We start from the raw sequence: 827 nt of genomic DNA, 5'->3' as shown, positions 1-827 counted from the left end.
ATGCCCAGCGAAAGATTGACGTAGAAACTGTTTTCGGTCGGATGAAAGGTGTCTTTGGCATGCGCCGCGTTCATGTCAGAGGGAATCAAGCCGTGCATAATGACATTGGCTTGATGCTTATGAGCATAAATTTAACGAAACTGATCCTCGAACTCCGAAGAAAAGGAGGATGTACTTCTAGATCTTCAGAAAAAATACAAAAGAACAATGAAGACCATCTAAAACCGACGGTTTTCATTGTTCTTTTTGTTTGTTAAGAGCTGGTTTTTTCCCAGCCCCCTTTTAATTATTTTGAGATATATTCTCTCTCAACACTCTCCCAGTTAACCAGCTCCCCTGCTCCACTCGAGCTTTTAAACTGATAGGTTGGTCCGTTTTTTTTGTGTACTTTGAAAACCCCCGGCTATGCCGGGGGTTCAGGATAGCTTTCAGCGTGGGGTCAAAAAAAGCCTCACTTAATGATAAGATAAAGTTGGTTTCCCGACCACTTACTCAAATCATTGAAGGAGGCGTCCCATGAAGGATAAGAACAGTTTAGCACATTCACAATGGAGATGTAAGTATCACATCGTTTTCGCACCCAAGTACAGAAGACAGATAATATACGGCAAGTATAAACAAAGCATCGGTGAGATTATGCGAGAACTTTGTCAGAGAAAAGGAGTGGAAATACACGAAGCGAATGCGTGCAAGGATCACCTTCATATGTTAGTTAGTATCCCACCAAAGTTGAGTGTATCTCAGTTCATGGGGTATTTGAAAGGAAAAAGTAGCCTGATGATTTTCGATCGACATGCCAATTTGAAATACCGATATGGGGATCGAAA

Annotated in this window: 1 protein-coding gene and 1 pseudogene; both read left to right on the top strand. The window is 41.6% G+C overall.

Going from position 1 to position 827, the window contains the following annotated elements; translation table 11 throughout:
• Window positions 1-164 (top strand): annotated as a pseudogene (locus ACYQ2O_RS12470) (transposase); the annotation flags it as partial.
• A 352-nt stretch (window positions 165-516) separates the two neighbouring features.
• Window positions 517-827 (top strand): IS200/IS605 family transposase (tnpA, locus tag ACYQ2O_RS12465; protein ID WP_459796735.1); only part of this gene is annotated, 311 nt, incomplete at its 3' end.

The organism is Alkalibacterium sp. m-11, from assembly GCF_054658155.1.
Note: the sequence above shows the minus strand (reverse complement) of the source record. Positions and strands in the feature narration are given on the sequence as shown.